A 23,037-nucleotide genomic window follows, 5' to 3' on the forward strand; every position below is an offset into this window, starting at 1 on the left:
ACAAACATACGATGTCTAATGACCGACCCGCGCGAGGAACGCGCGGAGCGCCGGGTGCTGCGGGTCGTCCAGCACGGCGGCGGGAGCACCCTGCTCGACGACCGCACCCTCGTGCAGGAACACCACGCGGTCGGCCACGTTCCGCGCGAAGTGCATCTCGTGCGTCGTCATGAGGATCGTCGACCCGGACTCCTTGAGCTCCCGGACGAGGTCGAGCACCTCCCCCACGAGCTGCGGGTCGAGCGCGGAGGTCACCTCGTCGAGCAGGATCAGCTCCGGCTCCGTCACGATCGCGCGGACGATCGCCACGCGCTGCTGCTGCCCGCCGGACAACCGGTCCGGGTAGGCCGACGCGAACGCGCCGAGCCCGACCCGCTCGAGCAACGTGCGGGCGGCCGCCGAGGCAGCGTCGGGCGCGACCCCGTGCACCTTGCGCGCAGCGAGTGTCACGTTGTCGAGCACCGTCATGTGCGGGAACAGGTTGAACTGCTGGAACACGACGCCGATCCGGGCCCGGGTCGCGTCGACGTCCACCCGGGGGTCGGAGATGTCCGCGCCCTGCAGGAAGATCTGTCCGTCGTCGATGCCCTCGAGCAGGTTCACCGTCTTGAGGAGCGTCGACTTGCCGGACCCGGAGGCCCCGATGACCGCGATGACCTCGTGCTGGTGCACCGCGAGGTCGATGCCCCGCAGCACCTGGGCTTCGCCGAAGGCCTTGCGGACCGCGCGCAGCTCGAGGACCGGGTCCTGTGCTCCGGGGCCGTCCCGTCCCTCCAGTCCGGTGCTCGTGTCGGAACCCGTCCTGCGGGAGCCGGACGACAGGATGATCGGTCGCGACTCGCGACCGGGGTCGTTCAGCCCTCCGATCGCACTCACACCGCACCACCGATCTGCTCGCGCCGCTGCTGCCGCCGCGCCAGCGCGTCGGTGACCCGGATGAGCGGCAGGCTGATGAGGACGAAGAGCAGTCCCGCGACGAAGTACGGGGTGAAGTTGTACGTCTCTGCCTGCGCGATGTTGGCCGCGCGCACGGCGTCGACGGCACCGAGGATCGAGACGAGCCCGACGTCCTTCTGCATTGACACGAAGTCGTTCATGAGCGCCGGCGTCACCTTCCGGATGCCCTGCGGGAGCACGACGAGCCGGAGCGTCTGCCCGTGCGACAGCCCGAGCGACCTGGCGGCGAGCCGCTGCGACGGGTGCACCGCCTCCATGCCCGCGCGGAGGACCTCGGCCACGTAGGACGTGTAGGTCAGGATGATCGCGACGGTGCCCCAGACCTCGGCCGGGAACCGCGGGAACACCCCGAGCGCCGGGATCCCGAAGCCGACCAGGTAGAGCACGATGATGAGCGGCAGCCCGCGGAACAGGTCCGTGTAGCCCGTGGCGAGCATCCGCAGCGGGAAGAACACCGGGCTCCGGAGGCCCCGCACGACGGCCAGGATCGTCGCGAACACCGCGACCCCGATCGACGCGAAGAACAGGATCCGGACGTTCAGCCAGAGCCCGAGGAGGATCTTCGGGAACGTCTGGGCAGCCGTCGCCGGGTCGAAGAACGACTGCTGCACCGAGGCCCAGCCGGGGGTGTTCACGACCCCGAGCCAGAGCAGCACCACGACGACGAGCGTCGAGACGATGCTCACGGCGAGCGACCTCCGACCGCGCTGCCGCCGCCAGAGCCGACGTTCGAGCTCGACGTCGCTCGGTGGCGCGAGCGGCGCGACCACCGTGGTGCCCGCGGAACCCGCTGGTCCGGTCATCGTGGGGTCCCGCTACTTGAGGACGGGCGCATCGACCTCGGTCGACAGCCACTTCGTGGTCAGCGACTTCAGGGTGCCGTCGGACTGCAGGGCGTTCACGGCCTTCGTGACCTTCGGCGTCAGCGCGGAGTCCTTCGGGAGCACGATGCCGAACCGGTCGCCCTTGCCGTCGTCGGGGAACTGCGCGGACACCTCGCCGCCCTTGACCTGGGAGGCGGAGATGTAGAACGCGGTCGGCAGGTCCGTGACGAGCGCGTCGATCTGGCCGCTGTTCAGGGCGAGCACCGCGTCGTCGTTGGAGTTGAACACCTGCGGCTGCCCGATCTCCGCGTTCACCACGTCGTAGCTCGTGCTCCCGGTGGCGACCCCGATCTTGAGCGCCTTGAGCCCGGCGATGGTCGTGACGCCGTTCGCCTTCGACTTCTTCGTCGTGACGACCGCCTGCGTGGTCGTGTAGTACGCCGGCGAGAAGTCGACGGCCTTCTCACGCTTGCTCGTGATCGAGAACTGCTGGAGGTTCAGGTCCCAGTCCTTGGCCCCGGGCGCGATCGCGCTGTCGAAGGTGCTCCTGGTCCACACGACGTCGGCCTTGCTGTAGCCCATCTTCTTCGCGACGGCGTACGCGACGGCCGACTCGAACCCCTTGCCCGAGCGGGGGTTGTCGTTCTGCACCCACGGCGAGTACGCCGGCTGGCCGGTCGCGATGGTGAGCTTGCCGTCGGTCACGGTGTCGCCGCTCGAGCCGCCGGCCGAGCACGCGACGAGCGACAGGGCGGCCGCCGCCGCCGTCGCGACGACGAGCAGGGAGCGGATGGTGCGGGAGCGGCGAGGAGACATGGGGTGCCTTCTGTCGGTCGAGCGCTCGGGTCGCGCTGCGGGGATGGCGATGATCGTACGACGGACTGGAGGCGCGGTGCGAGTCGATGACGCTCCGTCACGACGAGCGCGCACTCGCGCCCGGTTGCGCGCGGGTGGCGCTCCTCGCGCGGCGCCGTCACGAGCGGGGTGTTCTGAACACGGCCGTCCGCCTGGAACACCTGGATGCGGGTGTTCCGCGTGGACGGGGGTGTTCGGAACACGCGCGCGGGCGGGTCAGTCGGCGAGCGTGAAGTCCTCGAACGAGAACCCGGGCGACACCAGGCAGCTGAGGAGCACCTCGCCGTCGCCCGGCAGGGTCCGCTGCCAGACGCCCCCGCGGACGAACCCCTGCGCGTCGTTCACCCGGTCGCGGCCGGCATCCGGCCCGAGCGTGATCTGCGCCGCGGGGACGGGCTGCTCCCCGGAACCGCCGAGCTCGAGCACGACGCTGTCCGGACCGTGCCACATCCAGATCTCGTCGCTCGTCACCCGGTGCCACGCGGAGGCCTCGCCCGGCGGGAGCAGGAAGTGGATCAGGGTCGCTGCCGGACGTTCGCCGGCGGCGGTCTGCACGACGGCGGGCGAGGTCCACGTCCGGACGTACCAGCCGCCCTCGGGGTGCGGCTCCATGCCGAGCGCTGCGGCCCGACGGGGCACGGACAGCCACTCGATCACCTGTCCGGCGACGTTCCGCCTGGGGACCGTGGTCGGGTGCGGCTGGATGGGTTCGTTCACGCGGACTCCTTCTGCGGGGTGGTGCGGGTTGCGCCGGTGGTGCTCGTGGGGCTCGTGGGGCCAGTGCCTGCGTCGTCGGTGCCGGCCGTCGTGCCCGCGCTCGTGAGCCGGCCGTCCTGCGCCCGGAGCCGACCCCGGACCACGGTGGCGATCGCCCGGCCGGCACCGTCCTCGACGAGCTCGGCGAACGCGTCCGGCACGGTGCGGGCGTCGACGTCGAACACCGCCAGGTCCGCACGGGCACCGACGGCGAGGTGCCCGACGCGGTCCGGGCCGACCGCGAGCCCCATGGCGTGGGCGCCTCCGAGCGTCGCCGCCGCGAGGAGCCGGGCGTGCAGGTCATGTGCGGCGTACCCCTGCGCGCGGGCGATCCGGTGCAGGGCGGTCACGTCGGCCATCGGGTCGAGCGAGGGCGACGACGACAGCGAGTCCGTGCCGACCGCGATGGGACTCCCCTCGCGGAGGTAGTCGCCGACGGGCGGTGGATCGAGCCCGATGACCGCGTTCGACCTCGGGCAGAGCGCGACGGCGGTGCCCCGTGCGCGGAGGAGTGCCCGGTCGGCCGCCGTCATGTAGACACCGTGCGCGACGTGGCAGTCCGGGCCGAGCACCCCGAGCCGGTCCACGAACGTCGTCGCACTCGCCCCGAAGCCGAGGGCTCGGAGCGCCCGGAACGATGGCACGTTCGCCAGGTGCCAGTCCGCACCGTGTCCGATGCCGACGACGCCCTCGAGGCCCGGGATCGGCTCGAGGGCCAGCCGCTCACCCTCGACCGCGGACTCCCCGAGGTGCAGGTGGAGCCGGAGTCCCTGCTGACGGACGATGTCCGGGAGCTCGAGCAGGGGCGCGACGTCGAGCGAGTACGGCGCGTGCGGAGAGAGCCCCGCGCCAGGTGTGGTCGGGATCCGTGCGAGCTCGGCCAGCACCTGGTCACGCCCGCCGGCCTGCCACGCCGCGTTCTCCCAGTCCATCACCTCCCAGTACGCGATGCCCCCGAGTCCGGCGTCGGCGAGGACGTCCGCCGCCTCGATGTCCGTGATGACGTCGGCGATGCTCGTCACCCCGGCGACGATGGACCGCTCGGCGCCGAGCGCCGCGTCGTGCGCCCAGTCGTGGCCCTCGTCGTACGAGGTCGTGAACGAGCGGGCCCAGTCCTCGAACCCGTCGTACGAGCCACTGCCGACACTGGCCATGCCGGTGTACTGCAGGTGCGAGTGCGCGTTGACGAGCCCCGGCAGGATCGCCCCGCGCCAGTGCCGCTCGGTGAACCCCTGCCCGCGGGCGCCGAGCTGGTCGACCACCCACGAGCGCTCGCCGACGTGCAGGATCCGCCCGGCCTGCACGGCGACCGCTCCGTCGAGGATCGGCGGCGCGGTCATCGGCACGACGATCCTCGCGGAGTGCACCGTCACCGAGTCGTCGCGATGGTGCCGGCTGCCCCGGTTCTCCGTCGTCACGGGTGCACCGGACCGAACCGGCTCGACCGGACGTCGTCCTCGGGGTGGTCCAGGGCGTCCGCGGGCCGACCGGCCGGGTCGGTGACGAGTCCGAGGTGCGCGAGGGCGGCTGCGGCGATCCGGTCGTCGATCGCGGGGTCGATGGGGTGCACGCCGACGTCGAGCTCCGCACCGTGCTCGAGCAGTGTCCGGATCGCGCCGAGCTGCACCGCGAAGGACATGTCCATGATCTCGATCGGGTTGCCCTCGCCCGCCGTGATGTTGATGCACCCGCCGTCGTCGAGCACGAGGACGGCGGACCCAGACCCAGACCCAGAACCGGACCCACACCCAGAACCGGACCCGGACTCGGGACGCGCGTCCGCGCCGGGCACGACGAACCGCTCGACCTTCCGCCCGACCACGGATCGCGTCGCTCCGGCGGCCAGGGCGTCCTCGATCGCGATCTCCTGGTCGACCCCGCCCGCCACCGCCACGACGACACCGGGCGCACACGCCCGCAGCACGTCGAGCGAGATCGTGTCCCGGACACCGGTCGCCGAGACGACGAGGTCCGCCGTGCCGACCGCGATGCCGAGCGGCGCCACGGCGTACCCGGCGAAGACGGCCTGCAGCGCGCGCACGGGGTCCGTCTCCGCGACGACGACCCGCATCCCGAGCGCGGCGAGCACCAGCGCGACCCCCTCGCCGACGTGACCGAACCCGACGACCACAGCCGTGCCTCCAGGCCGGACCCGGTGCGGAGCACCGTCGACACCGGTCACGCCGGACACCCCGGACACCCCGGTCCCGCCCGCCACGCCGTCGAGCAGGTCGAGGATCGCGAACACGCACGACTGCCCGGTGCCGTACCGGTTGTCGAAGAGGGTCTTCGCACGAGCGTCGTTCACCGCGATGACCGGGATCGCGAGCACACCGCGCTCGGCCATGATCCGCAGGGGCCGGAGCCCGCTCGTGGTCTCCTCCGCCGCTCCGATGATCTCGGGGAGGAGCTCGGGCCGGGCCTCGTGCGCGAGCCGGATGACGTGCGCACCGTCGTCGACGAGCAGGTGCGGCTCACGGTCGAGCATCTCGAGCGCGAGCGCCCGCTGCTCCGCCATGGACGCCCGACTCGATGCGAACACCACGAGCCCGGCGTTCCGGAGCGCCTCCGCGACGGCGTCGTCGGTCTCGTCGGCGTGCGCGTACACGACGACGTCGGCACCGGCGTCGAGCAGCAGGAGGGAGAGCACGGCGGTCTTCGGCTCGAGCACCATGCTGACCCCGATGCGCATGCCTCGGAGGATGCCGTCCTCGCGGAGGGTCGCCGCGAGGGCTCGCGAGACGGGCATGAACCGGCCCGCCCAGCGGATGCGCTCCTCGGCCGCGGCAGTGGTCTCGAGGTCGCGGCCGGTGCTCACGAGGAACACGTCGTCGGAGAGCATCGGCACACCGAGCACGCCGGGACGCACGAAGCGTGCCGGACCGAAGGCGTCCTCGTCGACCGCGGGGACGTGCCGGCCCGCGTCGACCACGACGAGGGAGGAGCCGCGCGGCCGGTCGGCGAGCGCCTCGATCGCGGCGGTGCTCACCGTCATGTCGCCGATGCACCACAGCTGGTCGACGGTGTCGCCGTCGGTCGCCGCACGCGCGCCGAGCCCGGTGAGCACGGCCGCGAGGACCCGGGCGTCCGGACCGTCACCCACGATCCGGAAGCGCCGCCCCGCGACGAGGAGGTTCGTGGCGGCGGCGAACCTGCGGACGGCGGCCGAGGCCCACGCGACCGCAGCGGGGTCGTGGGCGATCGAGGCTGCCATGCCGCAAGTGTAGAGCGGGGTGGCGGCCTCGGCGTCGGCGCGGCTCAGCGCACGGCGTGCGGGGGCGGCGTACCGCCCCACCCGCTCCCGGCGGTCGCCCACCGGGTGCTCGGATCGGACTGGAGGCCCGGACCGGCCGGCCAGGACGGCCCACCGCCGGCGGACCCGCCGCCCGACGCCGCCAGCCGCTTCGTCTTCCGGGCGTGGTGCACGAGGACCCAGATGAGCACGACGACCCCGATCGCCGACACGAGCGCGATGCCGACGACGTAGAGGACCGTCGTCAGGGACTCGATGTCGCGGATCGTCGCAGGCGGCAGGGTGTGGACGTCCGACGACACGGTGCCGGTGAACACCCGCGCCAGGAGCTCCGCGATGCCGCTCGTGGAGTCCCACAGCCCGTGCAGGAGTGCGACCCCGACGTACGCGACGACCGCGATCCACGACCAGCGGAAGCGCGCGCGGCCGTGTGCGACGCCGAAGACGACCGCGCCGATGATCGCCGTCCAGAGCACGTGCCCGACCGGGGAGAGCACCGCACGGATGACCTCGGTCTGCAGCAGCGAGTACAGGTCGATGCCCCTGGTCGTGATCGCGGCGTTGAACGCGTACCCCGCGGACTCGAAGGCCGCGAACCCCGCACCGACCGTCGCACCGAGGAGCGCACCCTGCCTGGCGGTCTTCGGACGGACGCGCCAGCCGATGAACAGCAGGAGGACCACCTTGACGAACTCCTCGACGAAGCCGACGAGCAGGTACAGGAACACGGTGTTGCCGAGGTTCGCCTCGAGCAGGGACGCGCCGAGGACCCCGAGGATGCCGCCGACGAAGAACGCGACGATGAGCTGCAGGGTGCTGACGGTGCCGGTGACCCGCTCGATGACGAACAGCACGACCGTGAACGGCACCAGGAAGCTGCCGATGAGGATGATCGTCGGCACGAGGTTCACGTTGAGCGTGACGACGGTCACGACGATGGTGACGATCCACAGCGCGAGACCGAGCAGGAGCGTCTTCCACCACCAGCCGTGCCGGTGGTGCGCGTGTGGTCGAGGGACGTCCTCGGGGTCGGGGTCGATGGGCGCGTCGAATGCGACGCGTGCCGGGTCCGTCATGGCCATTCCCCCATCGTGCTCGCGAACCAGTGGACGCGCTCGGAGCCCGCCGGAGATCGGTGGCGTCCCGGTCAGTCGACGGTGTCCATCTGGGCGAACTGCCAGCGCGCCACGAACGTCCGCGCGACCTGCGCCGCGACGATCGCCGTCAGCACGATGCCCGCGAACACGAGCAGCGTGCCCACCGTCCCGATCCCGCGCACGGGACCCACGGCCAGCAGCACGAACGCCGGCGCCGCGAGCAGGCAGAGGTCGCGGAGGCGGTCGAGCACCGAGAACGCCGGACGGATGCCCCGGCCGAGCGTCACGACGGCGAACAGCGCGAGCAGCGCGTCCGGGACGACGAGCGCCACGACGAGGGAGACCGGCAGGAGATGCCCGACGGCGAGTCCGACCGCGAACCCGATCGTGGTGAGCCGCAGGACGGTCGGCTCGATCGCGGTGCCGGTGTAGCCCGCGATCCGGCCCCACGTCGCGAGTCGGACGAACTCCGCCACGAGGACGATCAGCGGGAGCACTCCGGCGACGGTCCGGAGCACGGTGTCGTCTCGGCCGACGACGAGCAGGACGACGAACGCCACGACGAGGACGGCGCGGCCGAGCACGACGGTCGTCGCCCGCCGACCGGCCCGGATGTCGTCCGCGGTCCGGAGCGGAGCCGGAGCGACCAGGGCGTCGTCGAGCGCGATGCCCGTCACCGCGTCCACGACCGGGCCGGTACCACCGGCAGCGCTGGCCACTTCGTCCTCCCGACGCCGACGGAGGACCTTCCGGACCACCACGACGACGATCGCGGCCACGACGGCGACGGCGATGAGGACCCACGCGGCCTGGCCGATGGTGCGCTGCACGGCGTCGATCGAGCCGCGGAGGAGCGCGCCGCAGCCGACGTAGACGAGCGCCCAGGTGACGGCGCCGCCGAGGGACGCCGCGAGGAACGCCGGGTACCGCAGGTTCGCGACCCCGGCCGCCGCGGGCATCAGCGTGCGGATCACGGGGACGAGCCGCGTCAGGAAGACCGCCCACGCGCCACGTTTCTCGAGGACGCCGACGGCACGGTCCCAGTTCGCCTGCCCGAGCTTCCGGACGATCTTGCCGTCGCGGATCCCGCTGCCGAGCTTCCGGCCGAGCAGGTACCCGACGTGGTCACCGGCGGAGGCGAACAGCGCCACCACGATGCCCATCACGACGATCGCGAACGGGTCGTCGAGCGCCGCGGAGAGGATCAGCACGATCGTCTCGCCGGGCATCACGAACCCGAGACCGAGGCCGGACTCGAGGAACGAGAACAGGCCGCCGAGCACCCACACCAGCGGATCCGGGAGCGACGACGCCGAGTCGGTGATCCAGGTGAGGACGTCCATGAGGCCATACTAATACATCAGTGCCGCTCAGAACTCGTAGTGCGTGCCGCTCCATGCCCGGCGGACCTCGGCGTCCGGGTCGTGCTCGACGTGGCTGACCGTGTCGATGCACAGCGTCGCCCGAGCACCCGGCGCTCCGTCCTCCACCTCGTACCGGGGCCACGTCCACCCGGCGTGCGACGGGACACCGTCGCGGACGAACGCCACCCACGAACCCGCGAGCACCCGGTGGACCCGACGGCGGACGCGCGGTGTGTCGGTGCCGGTGACGATCCTCCCGAGCGGTGTGCCGTAGGCGGCGAACAGGTAGGGCAGCTCGGTGCCGTGCGTGGCACCGAGCCCGACGAGCCGCATCAGCGGCGACGCGTGGTCGAAGCGGTACATCCACGTCGGGTGCCCGTTCGCGGCGTGCGCCTGGGCGACGTCGATCGACGGGACCGTGAAGACCCCGTCACCGCCGGCCGCGATCCAGTCGCGGCGGACGTCGTCGGCGCCTCGCTCGATCGAGTACAGGGCGCGGATGCGTTCCCATGCCTCGGGGTCGGTCCCCGCGACGAGCTGCTCGGCCCGCGCCTCCGTCGTCGGCAGGATCGCCGTCTTCGAGCGCTTGAACAGCGAGGACTCGTCGTGGTTGGTGCCGATCACGAGCGGCACGGGGTTCGCCCGACCGGCCCGGAAGGCCTCGAGCGGGTGCTCCGGCAGGAACTCGCCGTCGATGGTCGGCGAGAACACCGCCACGAGTGGCGTCGCGCGGGTCACGTCGTCGTCGAGCTCCTCGCCGACGGCCTGGAGGCGCGCTGCCGGCACCCGGAGCAGGTCGCGTCCGGCGTGGGCCGGGTCGAGACCGAGGCGCTCGACGAGCATGTGGGCGTGCTCGGCCTTGTTCGCCGGGGTGTGCGCCGTCATCGGGTGCGCACTCTGCGCGATCGCTCCGTGCACCAGGTCCCTGGCCGACGGGGTCGCCAGGAGCGTCGTGATCGAGTTGCCGCCGGCGGACTCCCCCGCGATCGTCACGCGGGCGGGGTCACCGCCGAAGGCCGCGATCTCGTCGCGGACCCAGGCGAGGGCGGCGACCTGGTCGCGGAGCGTGCAGTTCGCGTCGAACCGGATGCCGTCGGCGTCGTCGTTCAGCGCGGTGAGGTCCATCGACCCGAACGCACCGAGTCGGTAGGAGATCGTGACGACGACGATGCCCCGGGCCGCGAGCGGGGTGCTGTCGTAGTCCGGCGAACCACCGGTCCCCGAGCGGTAGGCACCGCCGTGGATGAAGACCAGCACGGGGAGCGGCTCCGGGCCCGCGTCGCTCGGGCTGAACACGTTGAGGAACAGGCAGTCCTCCGACTGCGCGAAGGTCTTCGAGATCCCGCCGGTGAACGGGCGGGCCTCCTGCGGGGCAGCGGCGCCGGGCTCGGTCGCAGGTCGGACGCCCTCCCACGGTTCGACGGGCTGCGGAGCGCGGAAGCGCAGCGGGCCGACCGGGGCGGCGGCGTACGGCACGCCCAGCCAGCGACGGACACCGCGGTGCTCGGAGCCGCGGAGGTCGCCGCTGCTCGTCCGGACGATCGGGCTCTTGCGGACGGCGAGGGGGTCCGTCGACGTGGTGGTGGTCATCGTCGGGCGACGCTACGCGCGGGTCCTCGGTGTCGCCCGCCCCAGTTCGGGAGTGCGTCGAGACTGTCGGGTGGCGGCATCGCGCAGGAAACCGGAGTTCTCGGCACACGTCGAGGATCTGGACGTATCCTCACGTCAACCCGAAGGTTCACCTGCTCGTGTCGTACCCGCGATGTCCGAGCGGAGTGGCCACCTCTCCTGGAGTTCCCGTGGACTCGAACCACAGGGCGTTCCCGACGCCCTGGGTCCGACGCGTACCCGCGCGCCGAGGCCCGACCATGCCCGAACGCAGCGCCGGAACGCGCAGCGGTGTCCCTGCGCGCCCCGGTGCCGCCCCGCCCCGCGGTGGTCCTGCGCGCCGCCGCGCCCTCGCACGTCGAGGCGGTGGTGCGATCGCCCTCGCGCTCGTCGCCGGCCTCGCCCTCGCCGGGTGCAGCGGCTACGCCGCCGGCTCGACCGTCCCCGCGTTCGACGCGGGCGCCAGCGCGAGCCCGGGTGTCACCGGGACCGCGTCCGGTACCCCCACGACACCCGCGCGCGGGTCGTTAGACGAGTTCGACGGTCCCGCGGGCTCCCAGCCCGACGCCGCTCGGTGGACCCAGCAGACCGGTGCCGGCGGCTGGGGCAACAGCGAGCTGCAGACCTACTCCGACACGAACGCCGTGCTCGACGGGCACGGGCACCTCGCGATCACGGCGACCGTCGGTCCGGGCGGCGGTGCACCCTACGAGTCGGGACGGATCACCACGAAGGGCAAGCAGTCGTTCGGGTACGGCACCGTGTCCGCGCGGATCAAGTTCCCCGACGGCGGGTCCCTCCTGCCGTCGTTCTGGATGCTCGGGTCCGACGTCGACACCGTCGGCTGGCCCCGGTGCGGCGAGATCGACGTCGTCGAGGCGCCGATCGACACGCACCGGACCACGCACTACGTCCACGGGCCGAGGGTCGGGTCCCCCGACACGAACGTGCAGGCCGGCAACGTCGTGATCCACGACGAGCCGGTCAGCGATGCGTTCCACATCTACTCGGTGACCCGCAGTCCCGGCCACGTCGTGATCAGCGTGGACGGCGTCGTGGCGACCGACCTGACCCCCGACACCTCGCCGGCCGACCTCAAGTGGGTCTTCGACGGGCAGTTCGACATCGTCCTCAGCATGGCGATCGGCGGCTCGACCCCCGCCCCGACGGCCTCGAGCCCGCGGACCTCGACCATGCTCGTCGACTGGATCCGGTCCGCACCGGCGTCCTGAGACGCGCGCGGGGTTACGGTGGAGCCATGGCTGAGACGACCTCCGAGACGGTGACCATGTTCGGCGCGGACTGGTGCCGCGACTGCCGACGCTCCAAGGCGCTCCTCGACCGACTCGGGGTCGAGTACGACTACGTCGACGTCGAGGCGGTCGAAGACGGCGCGTCCCGCGCGCAGGCGATCTCGGGACGTCAGAACATCCCCGTGGTCGTGCTCCCGAACGGCACGCACTTCGTCGAGCCCTCGGACGCCGAACTCCAGGCCGAGCTGGTGTCGTCCGGCATCGTCGCCGCGACGGACTAGCGGCCGGGCCGTGGGCCGCCTCCTCTACTCGAGCATCACCTCGCTCGACGGCTTCGTGGCCGATCGGGAGGGCCGGTTCGACTGGGCCGCACCCGACGAGGAGGTCCACGCGTTCGTCAACGCGCTCCAGCGGCCGATCGGGACCCACCTCTACGGGCGGCGGCTCTACGAGACCATGCAGGCGTGGGAGACCATGGACCTCCTCGGCGAGCCCGCCGTGATGGACGAGTTCGCCACGGCCTGGCGCACCGCGGACAAGGTCGTCTACTCGGCGACGCTCGACGCCGTGCCGACGAGACGCACCGAGCTCCGGCGGAGGTTCGACATCGACGAGGTGCGGCGCCTCCTCCGCGACGACGACCGGGACGTCCTGATCGGCGGTCCGACCCTCGCGGCCGTCGCGCTCCGCGCCGGCCTGGTCGACGACGTCCACCAGTTCGTCTGTCCGGTGGTCGTCGGCGGCGGCACGCCGTTCCTGCCCCTCGGCCTGGAGGCGCGGCTCGACCTGGTCTCGACGCATGCCTTCGCGAGCGGGGTCGTGCACCTGGCCTACCGGGTCCGGCACGCTTGACGCACGGCCCGGGCCCCGGGCCTCGGGCCTCAGGTCTCGGGCCTCGGGTCTCGGGTCAGGGCCTCCGCGGTTCGAGCGTCCCCCGCACGATCGAGTCCCCGGAGTGCTGCGGGTTCCCGTCGTCGGCCTCGGCGGAGACGTCGACGAGCGGGTAGTCGCCCGGGTCGACACCGCTCGGGACCACGAACCGGCCGCGGTCACCGTCGAGGAAGCCGACGCTCACGAGCCCCGAGAGGTCCGGACGCATCAGCCACACCTCGCGCAGCGGCGAACCCGCGCCGGAGCCGGCCTCGGAGCCGGGCCCGGAGCCGGACTCGGACCTCGTGTCGAGGTCGACGACGAGCGTCAACCGTCCGCCCGGCGTCCGCTCGAGCGTCGCCGTCCCGCGCGCACCGGTCCAGCCCGGGAACGCGTCGAGTGCCGCACGGGACACGACGACCTCGCTCCCGACCGCGGTGGACGACTGCGTGGGCGCGGGTGCCCGGAACGCACCGCCACCGAGGAGTCCCCCGGCTGCCCCGACCACCAGGGCGGCCGCGGCGACGGGGATCCACACCGCGCGTCCACGGGCCGGGCGGTCGGGACGGCCGGGCCGTCGCGGTCCTCGTCCGGGGGCGGCGAGGTCGATCGACAGCGGGCGCGCCGCACCGCTCGCCCGCGGTGCAGGATGCGCCGGTGCTGCCGCGTCGTGGTCGAGCCCGAGTTCCTCGGCGATCCGCTGCCACACCATCGGGTCCGGTCGCGAGAGCTCCAGTCCGTCGGAGGCCCGACCGAGTGCGACCACCCGGCGGATCGCGGCGAGCTCGGACCGGCAGTGCGCGCACGCGGCGAGGTGCGACGCCTCCTCCGGGGTCAGCACGCCGGCACCCCACGACCCGGTGTCCGGCGACGCCGCGCCGGACACGATCGCGAGCACGGAGAGCGTCTCGTCGTCGATGTGGGTCATTCGATCACCTCGAGACGTGTTCGGAGCCGAGCGAGACTTCGACGGATGTGGCTCTTCACGGTGCCGAGCGGCAGACCCGTGCGGTCGGCGATCTCGGTGTGCGTCAGCTCGCCGTAGAACGCGAGTCGCATGATGTTCCGGGGCACCTCGTCGAGCCGGTCGACCTCCTCCGCGACGAGCACCCGCTCGGCGACGTCGACGGCGTCGTCCGCCCTCGTCTCCCGCGTGACCTGCTCGGCCGCGACCGCGTGCTCGAGGCGGGACAGCCGCGTCCGCGATGCCCACGTGTCGGCGATGCAGTTCCGGGCGATGCCGACGAGCCAGGCGCCGAGCGGTCCCCGCGCCAGGTCGAACGTCGACCGACTCCGCCATGCGCGCACGAAGACCTTCTGCGTGACGTCCTCCGCCTCGGCGACGTCGGCCAGTGCCCGGAGCGCGAGGGAGTGGACGAGCGGCGACCACCGCTCGTAGGCGGCCGCGAGCGCGCGCTCGTCCCCGGCGCGGAACGCGTCGGAGATCGCACTGTCCTCTGGGGTGGTCGCGGTCACGTCGTCGTGATGCCTTCCGGGCGCCTGATCGTCGGAGCCCGCCGGGCGGCGGGCACGGACGGGCCGATCGTCAGATGGTACGGGGTCGGCGTTGCTCACGGGACCGCCGGGGTCGCGGTCACGACCAGGTTGCTCTCGTAGTGGTGCGTCGACGTGTCGAACACCCCGCCGCACGTGACGAGCACGAGCCGTCGGGGTCCGGTGCTGTCGAAGACGGATCCCCAGGGGACGGACGTCTTGGCGAGCATCTGGACCGAGTCGACGACGTAGTCGGAGACGTCCCCGTCGGCGTCGGTCACCGAGACGGCCGTCCCGTCGGGCACGTCGATGAGGTGCGCGAACGGTCCGATCCCGTAGCCGACGGCGTCGACGTGCGCGGCGATCACCGTCGAGCCCGTCGCCGAGGCCGGTGTCGGCCCGAACCGGTACCAGCCCGCCGTCGCCGGGTCGTCCGGGAGCGTCATGGCCCCCGTCGGGTCGACGCCCTCCGGATGGACGGGGACGTCGACCCCCGCCCAGTCGACCGTGAGTCTGGTCGGCGGAGCGGGGGGCGCCGCGGTGGGCGGGAGTGCGGCGCCCTGGACCGGGACGGCGGTGGAGAACGCCGACGGGACCGGCGTGGGTGCGGCCGTCAGGTCGGACGCGTGTCCGTCGGGGACCCGATCCACCGACGAACACGCGGTCAGCAGGGCCAGGGCGACGACGACGGACGAGGTCGCCGTCACCGCGGCCCGGACCGACATGCTCAGCGCTGCCCGTCCTGGCGACGGACGGCGGTGACCGGCCGCCGAAGACGGGTCGTCACGATCGCCGTCCCCGCGAGCAGGACGACCAGCGCACCGGCGCCCGCGATCCAGCCGGTGTCCGTCGGTCGGTTCGTGGCGACGAGCCCCGCGTTCCCCGCCGGGACCCCGTTCGGGTCACCGCCGAGTCCGGTGATCGACTGCGTGGCGAGGGCCAGGTTCTTGTCGGCCAGACTGCCCCATGCGTAGACGATCGTGTCGGCACCGGCTGCCACGGTCACGTCCGCCGGACCGATCACCGGAGCGGTGGTCCCGGTCGCTGCGACCGTCGCCGACACCGTGCCGGCGGCGAGCGTCAGGGACTGCTCGGCGGGGTTCGACAGGTTCGAGACGACGGCCTTGCCGCCCGCGAGGACGTCCACCGCGGGGGCCGCGGCGACGTGTCGGACGATGAGCCGACCCTGGCCGGCCGGGACCGCCGAGGTGTCGTTCGTGAACAGGGTGGCGGTCGGCGAGCCGTCCGCCTTGTCGTGCGCGACCGCCGTGGAGTTCGCGCCGGCGTCGAGCGTGACGTCGACCGGGCCGATGACGGGCTTGGAGTCGTCGGTGGCGTCGCCGGCGGTGATCGCGAGGGTGTGGGCGCCGGCCGGGACCGTCATCGGGCCGGCGAGCGTCCCCGGGGTGAAGTCGTCGATCGCGCGCTTGCCGTCGAGGTAGACGTCGACGGTGAGCGACGGGACGGCATGCAGGACCGAGAGTGTCGCGTCACCGGTCGCCGCGGACGCCGCCGTGGCGGGCATGGCTCCGGCGAGTGCTGCGAGGAGTGCGCCGGCGCTCAGGCCGGCGGCGAGTGTCTTCCGCAAGGTGTGCCTCCTGGGTGGTCCTGTCGGACCGTTCGGGTGCGACCGGCGTCGTCGACGGTCACCTGCACTACCGACGGAGGCGCCCGACCGGATGCACCCGGACCGAGATCGTGCGGGACACGTCACCGCCGCCGGGACGGCGGGATCCGCACGGACGGACGGGAGGCACGGCTGGCGTCCGCGACGCCGGCTCAGCCCTCCGTGTGGCCGAGGTCCGCGATCCGGCGGAACTCGACGTCACGACCGACCGCGGCGTGCTGCTCGAACACGACGACGTCGTTCGACCCCGAGCGGAGCACCGGCGACGGCACGAAGAGGGTGTGCTGCGGACCTCGCGACCAGTACCGGCCGAGGCAGAAGCCGTTCACCCAGGCGACGCCCTTGCCGAACCCGTCGAGCGCGAGGTGCAGGTCGCGCGCCTCGTCGAGTTCGAGCACGCCGCGAACGACGGCCGGTCCGGCGATCGGCATCGCCGTGGCAGTCACAGAGGCAGAGGCAGGGGCAGGGGCAGGCCGATCGGGCACAGCGTCGACGACCGGCTGCAGGTCGACCGGTGTGACGCTCCAGCGTCCGACGTGGACGCCGTCGAGCCGCACCGGGCCGATGAGGCCCTTCGCCTCCCCGATCCGCGGCCCGTAGTCGACACGCCCCTGGTCCTCCACGAGCACGTCGAGGACCCCGTCGCGGACGGGCGGCAGGACGATCGCACGGTCGTGGTCCTCCCGTTCCAGGACCCCGACCGCGCGGCCGTCCAGGAACACCTGCGCGCGGTCGCGGACCTCGTCGACCGTGAGCACCGCGCCGTCCGGGACGTCGATCCCGGTCCGGTACAGCATGAAGCCCTCGGAGACACCGAGTGCGTCCATCGTCGGGACCTCGTCGTGGGCGGACCACGACGCGAGCTCGGGCAGCAGGGCCGCGAGCAGTCGGTCGTCCCCCATGTGGACGTGAGCGATCGTGGCGGGCGTGCCCCGGGCCTCCAGGCCGTCGGCGCCGGATGGTGACGCGGGTGCGGGCGCGGACGCTGGTGCGGGTGCTGGCTCTGGCGCTGGCGCTGGCGCAGCCAGCTCCAGGGGAAGGTCGGGCACGGGCTCGTACCGCGCGATCACCGAGCGGAACGCGTGGAACTTCGCGGTCGGCAGTCCCGCCTCGTCGAGCGGGGCGTCGTAGTCGTAGCTCGTCGTGATCGGCCGGTACACGCCCTTGTCGTTCGCGCCGTTCGTGAAGCCGAAGTTCGTGCCGCCGTGGAACATGTAGACGTTCACCGAGGCCCCGGCTGCGAGCAGGGTGTCGAGTTCCGCGGCACTCTCCTCGGCGGACGTCGTGTGGTGGTGCTCGCCCCAGCTGTCGAACCAACCGTCCCAGAACTCCGAGCACATGAGCGGTCCCGTCGGCTGCGCGACCCGGAGCCGTGCGAGCCGTTCGGTGACCCGCGAGCCGAACGACCCGGTGCGGTGGAGCTCCGGCAGGGACCCGTCCTCGAGCATCGTGCCGAGCGGCTGGTCGACGCTCGTGAACGGGACTGTGAGCCCGATCGCCCGGTGCATGTCGAGGAGCTTCCGCAGGTACGTGGCGTCTGAGCCGTACGCGCCGTACTCGTTCTCGACCTGCACCAGCACGATCGGTCCGCCCGCGTCGATCTGCCGCGGCACGAGGATCGGCGCGAGCGCATCGAGGTACCGGGACACCGCGGCGAGGTACTGCGGTTCGTCCCGGCGGACACCGACCGGAGCGCCCGCGCCGTCATCCGCGGCGAACAGCCACGAGGGCAGTCCGCCGTTCGCCCACTCGGCGCAGATGTACGGCCCGGGGCGGACGATGGCGTGCATCCCCTCGGCCGCGACGAGGTCGAGGAAGTGGCCGAGGTCGAGTCCGCCGTCGAACGTGAACGACCCCGGTCGGGTCTCGTGGGCGTTCCACGCGACGTACGTCTCGATGGTGTTGAGCCCCATCAGCCGCGCCTTGTGGATCCGGTCCGCCCAGAGCCCCGGGTGCACGCGGAAGTAGTGCAGGGCTCCGGACACGATCCGGTGCGGCGCACCGTCGAGCAGGAAGTCGTCGCTGCCGATCTCGAAACGCATGCGGATCCTTCTCGTGGGAGTGGTGGTGTCGATCAGTACCGGTAGAAGCCCTCGCCGGTCGCGATGCCGAGCTTGCCCTGGTCGATGTAGTGCTCCTTGAGGTACGCCGCGAACGCCTGCGACCCCGGGTCGGATGCCGACGCCGCGATCTCGTACGGGGTCCGGAGGCCGATGATGTCGAAGATCTGGAAGGGTCCGAGCGGCGCGCCGGTGCCGATCCGCCAGGTCTTGTCGACGGTCTCGGGGTCCGCGTACCCGCCGATGAGCAGCTCCGACGCCGCGTTCAGGAGCGGGACGAGGAGCGAGTTCAGCACGTAGCCGGCCTTCTCCTTCTTGAGCTCGATCGGCACCATGCCGGTCCCCGTGGCGAACTCGACGACCGCCTGGACCACCTCGGGGTCGGTGTCCGCCGTGCCCATGACCTCGGCGGTGTTCTGCCGCCAGACGTGGTTCGCGTAGTGGAGCGCGAGGAACCGGTCGGGGCGCCCGGTGAAGTCCTTGAGGTCGCTCGGCAGGAGCGTCGACGAGTTCGTCGCGAAGATCGTGCGCTCAGGTGCGGCGTCGGCGAGCGCGGTGTACACCTCGCGCTTCAGCTCGAGGCACTCCGGCACGGCCTCGATCACGAGGTCGGCGTCCGCGACGGCAGCGGCGAGGTCGGCGGAGTAGGAGAGCGACGCGAGGGCGGCCGGTGCACCACCCTCGATCCCGCCGGTGACCTGCTCGTGCGCGTAGACGTCGGCGAGTCCGGCGAACCGCTCGCGTGCCGCGTCGAGGACCTCGTCGCTGATGTCGTAGGCGGTGACGGCGTAGCCGTGGAACGCGGTCTGGAACGCGATCTGCGATCCGAGCACCCCGGTTCCGAGGACGGTGACGTTCCTGATGGTGTGCATGACGCTCCTGTCGATCGATGTGTGGGTTGGTTGACGGTCAGCGGCGATCAGCCGACGTCCGCGGCGTAGATCGCGCGGAGCCAGATGGTCGTCAGGACGTCGAGCGCGTGGTCGAGCTCGATCGCCGGCGACTCCCCGGTGAAGGCGGCACTGAGCACGCGTTCGTTCATGAGGTTGAGCGCGACGGCCAGCTCGTTCGCGTCGATGCCGTCCGGTGCGGCACCGCGGGCACGTTCCGCGCGGATGACCTCGGTCGCGTAGTCCGACCAGGTCCGCATCGACGCCGACCAGAGCGTCAGCACCTCGGCGTTCCGGAGTCGAGCGGTCGCGGTCGCGGCGGCCACCCCGCGATGCGTCGTGAAGACGTCGACGAACACCCCGATCGACCGACGCCATGCGCGCGCCGGATCCTCCGCGAAGTCCCGCGGGAGCGCGGCCACCCGGTGGCGGATCTCGGTGATCACCCGGTCGAGGAGCGCGAGCAGGACGTCGTCCTTGGACGAGAAGTAGAAATAGAACGTCGGCCGCGAGATCCCGGCTCCCACAGCGAGCTCCTCGATCGAGACGTCGTCGAACCCCCGGGCGTCGAGCAGTCGCTCGGCGGTCTCGAGGATCGCCTCCTGCCGGTCTTCCCCGGTCGGCCGCGACACGCGTCGGCCACGGTTCGCGGCCCGTGCTGTGTCGTCCATGCCGTCATCGTATCGACAGACCGTCGATGAGATCAACAGTGTGTCGACTTACTCGACAGCGTGTCGAACGAGGCGTACGGTGCTGACCATGACGGAACACGTGGACGTGCTCATCGTGGGTGGCGGGATGAGCGGGATCGGTGCGGCGGCGAGGATCACCAGGGAGCGACCGCGGGCGACCTTCGCGGTCCTCGAGTCACGCTCGGCGATCGGTGGCACGTGGGACCTGTTCCGGTACCCGGGCGTCCGGTCCGACTCGGACATGTACACGCTCGGCTACTCGTTCCGCCCGTGGACCGATGGCAAGGCCATCGCGGACGGCGCCGCCATCCGCGACTACATCCGGGACACCGCCCGCGACGAGGGGCTCGAACCGCACATCCGCCTGAACCACCGCGCGGTGTCGGCGGAGTGGTCGAGTGCGACGGCGCGCTGGACGGTCACGGTCGCCAGGACCCCCGTCGACGGCGGCGAGCACCGGGCGGACACCCCGACCGCCGACACGACGACGATCACGTGCTCCTTCCTGTCGGTGTGCTCCGGCTACTACCGCTACGACGAGGGCTTCTCCCCGGCGATCCCCGGCGCGGACGACTTCGCCGGCCGGATCGTGCACCCGCAGCACTGGCCGGCCGACCTCGACTGGACCGACCAGCGCGTCGTCGTCGTCGGCAGCGGGGCCACGGCCGTGACCCTGGTGCCCTCGCTCGCGAAGGACGCCGCCCACGTCACGATGCTCCAGCGGTCCCCCACGTACATCGCACCCGTGCCGGCTCGGGACCACCTCGCCGATCGGCTCCGGGGTCGGCTGCCGGAGCAGCTCGCCTACGACGTCGTCCGTGCGAAGAACATCGTTTCGTCGATGATCACCTACCAGACGGCGCGACGGCGTCCGCAGACCATGAAGGCGATCCTCCGCCGGGCCGCCGTCAGCAAGCTGCCCGCCGACTTCGACGTCGACACGCACCTCTCGCCGAACTACGAGCCATGGGACCAGCGCCTCTGCGCGATCCCGAACGGCGACCTGTTCCGCAGCATCTCGGCCGGGGACGCGGACATCGTGACCGACCGCATCGCGAGGATCACCGCGACGGGGATCGACCTGGCCTCCGGCGACCACCTGCCGGCCGACGTCATCGTGACGGCCACCGGCCTCAACCTCCTGATGATGGGCGGCATGCGCCTGGTGGTGGACGGCACGGACGTGAACGTGTCCGAGCGGCTCACCTACAAGGGGATGATGCTCGAGGGTGTCCCGAACTTCGCGCTGACGATCGGCTACACGAACGCGTCGTGGACGCTCAAGGCCGACCTGGTCGCCGGGTACGTGTGCCGGGTGCTCGAGCACATGGACCGGCACGGCTACCAGACCGTCGTCCCCGAACCGCCGCGGAGCGTCCGACACGGCGACACCGCGCCGCTCATCGACCTGCGCGCCGGCTACGTGCTGCGGAACCTCGGTGACCTGCCGCGTCAGGGTGCGAGGACCCCCTGGCGGCTGCACCAGAACTACCTGCGCGACTTCCGGCTGCTCCGGGTCGGACGCCTCACCGACGACGTCCGCTTCGGGCACCGCACGGCACCGGACCCGCTCGCACTCCCGGGAACGGGCTTCGTGACGGTGGACGGCACGCGGATCCGGTACCGGCGGACGGGCAGCGGCAGCCCGGTGCTCCTGCTCCACGGCATCGGCCAGAGCCTCGAGGACTGGACCGAGCAGCACGAGCGGCTCGGCGAGCGCCACGAGGTGCTCAGCCTCGACCTCCCCGGCTTCGCGTTCTCGGCCAGGCGCCCGGGCCGTGCCTCACTCGCGCGACTGGCGGCGATCCTCCCGGCCGTGCTCGACGCGCTCGGCGTGACCGGACCCGTCCCGGTGATCGGCAACTCGCTCGGTGGCGCGGTCGCCATGCGCTTCGCGGTCGACCACCCGGACCGGGTCGGTGCACTCGTCCTCGTCGACAGCGCCGGGTTCGGGTCCGAGGTGACGCTCGCCCTCCGCCTCCTCGCGATCCGACCGATCGCCGGCCGTCTGCTCCGGCCGTCGCTCCGCACATCGGGGCGGACGGTCCGCGCGCTGTTCTCCGACCGGCGGATGGTGAGCGACGACCGGGTCGCGCGCGCGTTCGCCCTGGCGAGACGGCGCCCGCACGCGGCGACGCTCGCCGAGCTGGCCGAGGAGCTCGGTACCTTCCGCGGCGTCCGGGCCGCCTGGCGGGACGAACTCCTGCCCGCCGTGCAAGCGCTCGACCTGCCGACGCTCGTGCTCTGGGGTGACGACGACCAGATCCTGCCGGTCTCCCACCTCGCCGCCGCGACGGACGCGTTCCCGGCAGCCGCGTCGCACGTGTTCCCGGGGACCGGACACATGCCGCAGATCGAACGTCCGGACGAGTTCGCCGAGCGGACACTGGCGTTCCTCGACGCAACACAGGGTCGCATCCGCCGAAACCCTGGACAAAGCGGGCAGCGACTGGTTCATTGAACCTGACGGGTGATCAGACTCGTCAGATCCGGGCGACGGCGACCGCCCAGTGGGTGCGCCGAGCCTCCTTCATCAGGGGAGAACCATGGCAAAGAACGACGACCTCCCGGTCAGTGCGTCCACGTCCGAACAGCTCGAACAGGACGCTCCGGACCGTCCAGGGGTGCAGCTCTACGCGGCCGAGGCGTTCGGAACGTTCCTCCTCGTGTTCGGCGGTCTCGGCACAGCACTCTTCGCCGCTGCGTTCCCGCAGGTCGGCGTCGGGTTCCTCGGCGTCGCGCTGGCGTTCGGGCTGACGCTCGTCGCGGGGATCAGCGCCGTCGGACACATCTCCGGCGGACACTTCAACCCCGCGGTCACGCTGGGGCTCTGGGTCGCCGGTCGCACCGATGCCAAGCACCTCGTCGGCTACTGGGTGTCGCAGATCATCGGTGGCGTCGTCGCGACGAGCATCCTCGCGGTGATCCTCGCCGGCAAGCCCGGGGCCTTCGCCGCCGCGCACAAGGGCGGGTTCGCGTCGAACGGTTTCGGGGACGCATCCCCCGGCGGGTTCGGGCTCGGCTCGGTGTTCGTGGCCGAGGTCGTGCTGACCGCGGTGTTCCTCGGCGTCATCCTCTCGGTGACGGCGAAGCCCGAGTACAAGGCCCTCGCCCCCATCGCGATCGGTCTGACACTGACCCTGATCCACCTCATCTCGATCCCGATCAGCAACACGTCGGTGAACCCGGCCCGCTCGATCGCCGCGGCGATCTACGGCGGCAGCACGCCGCTCGAGCAGCTCTGGGTGTTCATCGTCGCGCCGCTCGTCGGCGCCGCCATCGCCGGTCTGATCGTCCGCTACTCGACCCGCACCGAGGTGCGCTGACCCGGACTGGAGGGACGGTGCCAGCTGGGACCGTCCCTCCAGTCCGGTACGCGTCACCACCCACGCAGCCGCCGGTCGGGGGCCGTCAGTACGATGGTTGTCGTACTGCGA

At 72.1% G+C, this 23,037-nt stretch carries 21 protein-coding genes; 5 read left to right on the plus strand and 16 right to left on the minus strand.

The genetic code is table 11. The annotated features are described in order from the left end of the window. Positions 1–15: 15 nt before the first annotated feature. From ASF23_RS05450 to ASF23_RS05490, 9 genes are all read right to left on the minus strand, one after another. The gene (locus tag ASF23_RS05450) at positions 16–777 is read right to left on the minus strand and encodes an amino acid ABC transporter ATP-binding protein (protein ID WP_055951483.1); all 762 of its coding nucleotides are present in this window, start codon (positions 775–777) and stop codon (positions 16–18) included. Positions 778–872: 95 nt separating this feature from the next. After that, the gene (locus ASF23_RS05455; RefSeq protein ID WP_055950323.1) at positions 873–1,760 is read right to left on the minus strand and encodes an amino acid ABC transporter permease; all 888 of its coding nucleotides are present in this window, start codon (positions 1,758–1,760) and stop codon (positions 873–875) included. 12 nt (positions 1,761–1,772) lie between these two features. Beyond that, positions 1,773–2,597 carry an ABC transporter substrate-binding protein gene (locus ASF23_RS05460; protein WP_055950326.1) on the minus strand — a complete coding sequence of 275 codons (825 nt, stop codon included), beginning with the start codon at positions 2,595–2,597 and terminating at the stop codon, positions 1,773–1,775. A gap of 255 nt (positions 2,598–2,852) precedes the next feature. After that, positions 2,853–3,353, minus strand: a complete 501-nt coding sequence (locus tag ASF23_RS05465) for a cupin domain-containing protein (RefSeq protein WP_235510793.1) — start codon at positions 3,351–3,353, stop codon at positions 2,853–2,855. Then, positions 3,350–4,810, minus strand: a complete 1,461-nt coding sequence (locus tag ASF23_RS05470; RefSeq protein WP_326998993.1) for an amidohydrolase family protein — start codon at positions 4,808–4,810, stop codon at positions 3,350–3,352. The genes ASF23_RS05465 and ASF23_RS05470 overlap by 4 nt, the downstream gene beginning before the upstream one ends. Beyond that, on the minus strand, positions 4,807–6,606 hold the full coding sequence (locus ASF23_RS05475) for an adenosylhomocysteinase (RefSeq protein ID WP_156364271.1): 1,800 nt from the start codon (positions 6,604–6,606) through the stop codon (positions 4,807–4,809). The genes ASF23_RS05470 and ASF23_RS05475 overlap by 4 nt, the downstream gene beginning before the upstream one ends. A gap of 44 nt (positions 6,607–6,650) precedes the next feature. Then, positions 6,651–7,727, minus strand: a complete 1,077-nt coding sequence (locus tag ASF23_RS05480) for a PrsW family intramembrane metalloprotease (RefSeq protein ID WP_235510794.1) — start codon at positions 7,725–7,727, stop codon at positions 6,651–6,653. 65 nt (positions 7,728–7,792) lie between these two features. After that, a complete protein-coding gene (locus tag ASF23_RS05485) occupies positions 7,793–9,085 on the minus strand; it encodes a DedA family protein (protein ID WP_055950332.1) in 1,293 nt (430 codons plus the stop codon). 27 nt (positions 9,086–9,112) lie between these two features. Further along, complete coding sequence (locus ASF23_RS05490) at positions 9,113–10,696, minus strand: carboxylesterase/lipase family protein (RefSeq protein ID WP_055950335.1); 1,584 nt, start codon at positions 10,694–10,696, stop codon at positions 9,113–9,115. Positions 10,697–10,974: 278 nt separating this feature from the next. On the opposite strand from ASF23_RS05490, the gene ASF23_RS05495 reads away from it, so the two are divergent. The 3 genes from ASF23_RS05495 to ASF23_RS05505 are packed head-to-tail and all read left to right on the plus strand — an operon-like array spanning position 10,975 to position 12,819. Continuing rightward, positions 10,975–11,946 carry a glycoside hydrolase family 16 protein gene (locus ASF23_RS05495; protein WP_055950338.1) on the plus strand — a complete coding sequence of 324 codons (972 nt, stop codon included), beginning with the start codon at positions 10,975–10,977 and terminating at the stop codon, positions 11,944–11,946. A gap of 26 nt (positions 11,947–11,972) precedes the next feature. Then, a complete protein-coding gene (locus tag ASF23_RS05500) occupies positions 11,973–12,248 on the plus strand; it encodes a glutaredoxin family protein (protein WP_055950342.1) in 276 nt (91 codons plus the stop codon). Between the two features lie 10 nt (positions 12,249–12,258). Next, entirely contained in the window at positions 12,259–12,819 is a 561-nt protein-coding gene (locus ASF23_RS05505; protein ID WP_055950344.1) for a dihydrofolate reductase family protein, read from the plus strand. A gap of 55 nt (positions 12,820–12,874) precedes the next feature. Here the strand turns inward: ASF23_RS05505 and ASF23_RS05510 are convergent, their stop codons facing one another. From ASF23_RS05510 to ASF23_RS05540, 7 genes are all read right to left on the minus strand, one after another. Continuing rightward, the gene (locus tag ASF23_RS05510; protein WP_055950347.1) at positions 12,875–13,765 is read right to left on the minus strand and encodes an anti-sigma factor; all 891 of its coding nucleotides are present in this window, start codon (positions 13,763–13,765) and stop codon (positions 12,875–12,877) included. Continuing rightward, on the minus strand, positions 13,762–14,313 hold the full coding sequence (locus ASF23_RS05515; protein ID WP_055950349.1) for an RNA polymerase sigma factor: 552 nt from the start codon (positions 14,311–14,313) through the stop codon (positions 13,762–13,764). The genes ASF23_RS05510 and ASF23_RS05515 overlap by 4 nt, the downstream gene beginning before the upstream one ends. A gap of 95 nt (positions 14,314–14,408) precedes the next feature. Then, positions 14,409–15,056: a class F sortase gene (locus ASF23_RS05520; protein WP_055950354.1), complete on the minus strand. Its 648-nt coding sequence runs from the start codon at positions 15,054–15,056 to the stop codon at positions 14,409–14,411. A 2-nt stretch (positions 15,057–15,058) separates the two neighbouring features. Then, the gene (locus ASF23_RS05525) at positions 15,059–15,919 is read right to left on the minus strand and encodes a DUF4397 domain-containing protein (RefSeq protein WP_055950356.1); all 861 of its coding nucleotides are present in this window, start codon (positions 15,917–15,919) and stop codon (positions 15,059–15,061) included. A 191-nt stretch (positions 15,920–16,110) separates the two neighbouring features. Then, on the minus strand, positions 16,111–18,000 hold the full coding sequence (locus tag ASF23_RS05530; protein ID WP_055950358.1) for a glycoside hydrolase family 35 protein: 1,890 nt from the start codon (positions 17,998–18,000) through the stop codon (positions 16,111–16,113). Positions 18,001–18,032: 32 nt separating this feature from the next. Then, complete coding sequence (locus ASF23_RS05535) at positions 18,033–18,890, minus strand: 3-hydroxyacyl-CoA dehydrogenase (RefSeq protein ID WP_055950360.1); 858 nt, start codon at positions 18,888–18,890, stop codon at positions 18,033–18,035. 47 nt (positions 18,891–18,937) lie between these two features. Then, the gene (locus tag ASF23_RS05540) at positions 18,938–19,579 is read right to left on the minus strand and encodes a TetR/AcrR family transcriptional regulator (protein WP_055950364.1); all 642 of its coding nucleotides are present in this window, start codon (positions 19,577–19,579) and stop codon (positions 18,938–18,940) included. An 88-nt stretch (positions 19,580–19,667) separates the two neighbouring features. Between ASF23_RS05540 and ASF23_RS18940 the strand changes: the two genes are divergently transcribed. Together ASF23_RS18940 and aqpZ are read left to right on the plus strand one after the other, a co-directional pair. Then, positions 19,668–22,061 carry an alpha/beta fold hydrolase gene (locus ASF23_RS18940; protein WP_162236722.1) on the plus strand — a complete coding sequence of 798 codons (2,394 nt, stop codon included), beginning with the start codon at positions 19,668–19,670 and terminating at the stop codon, positions 22,059–22,061. Between the two features lie 85 nt (positions 22,062–22,146). Then, a complete protein-coding gene (aqpZ, locus tag ASF23_RS05550) occupies positions 22,147–22,926 on the plus strand; it encodes an aquaporin Z (protein WP_082473864.1) in 780 nt (259 codons plus the stop codon). Positions 22,927–23,037: the final 111 nt, after the last annotated feature.

It is taken from the genome of Curtobacterium sp. Leaf261 (assembly GCF_001422205.1).
Taxonomy (GTDB): Bacteria; Actinomycetota; Actinomycetes; order Actinomycetales; family Microbacteriaceae; genus Curtobacterium.